General features: G+C 57.6%; 2 pseudogenes. Both read left to right on the plus strand.

What is annotated here, in order from left to right:
• Positions 1–176: 176 nt before the first annotated feature.
• Positions 177–635: pseudogene (locus HWX22_RS32180) on the plus strand (IS110 family transposase); the annotation flags it as partial.
• A gap of 93 nt (positions 636–728) precedes the next feature.
• Positions 729–845 (plus strand): annotated as a pseudogene (locus HWX22_RS31285) (IS5/IS1182 family transposase); the annotation flags it as partial.

Raw genomic sequence — 845 nt, forward strand, 5'->3', positions numbered from 1 at the left:
AACGCCAAGCAGTCCTCCGCATCCTGATCGTGATCACCTTCGCTATAATCCATTGACCGCGCAACACCACCTTCCAAACTGATCACGTTCGCCGAAACGCCTGATCACCATCACCGAAATCCGCACGCATGGTGTGGTCAGGACCGCACGCGGCGATTTGCACCGTGGCAGTCAGCATGGAAGACGATGGCACGCTGTCTGTCGGTCTCGATGCCCATAAGGACTTGATCACAATCGCCTATGCGTTCGGCGCGAGCTTGGTCGAACTGCTTGGCGAGATCTATACGATCTGGATGGCTATCGATCGGTTATGAAAGCCCCTGCATTCGAACGCCCGATGCATCAGCGTGCGTATACGAGGCTGGCCCGTTCGGCTATGAGCTTTACCGACAACTCGCGCAGAAGGGTTGCGTCTGCATGGTGTGCGCGCCGTCCTTGATTCCTGCGAAGCCGGGAGAATGGAGGAAGGCTGATCGTCGCGACGGGATCATGCTGGTGCGATTGCTACCTGCCGCGACCTTTCAGTGGTCTACGTGCCCAGCGTCGAAGACGAAGCGTTTCACGATGTGGTCCGTACCTCGGTTAGCGCCAAGGACGATCGGAAGCCGACACGGCAGCGGCTGAATGCCTTTCTACCCTAGGGAAACACTGATTTATCCGGCTCTGTGGTCATCGCTGACGCAGCCGAGGACGTTGTAGAAGATAGTTCACGGAACGGGTCCACGACGATGAAACGGCAAATGAGCTTTGCGGAAGCGGAAAGCACGGGCAAGAAGCGCATGACTCGGCGCCAGCGTTTCCTGGAAGAGATGGAGAAGCTCGTGCCGTGGTCGCGATTGCTGACG

It is taken from the genome of Burkholderia sp. BCC1638 (assembly GCF_902833195.1).
GTDB lineage: Bacteria > Pseudomonadota > Gammaproteobacteria > Burkholderiales > Burkholderiaceae > Burkholderia > Burkholderia diffusa.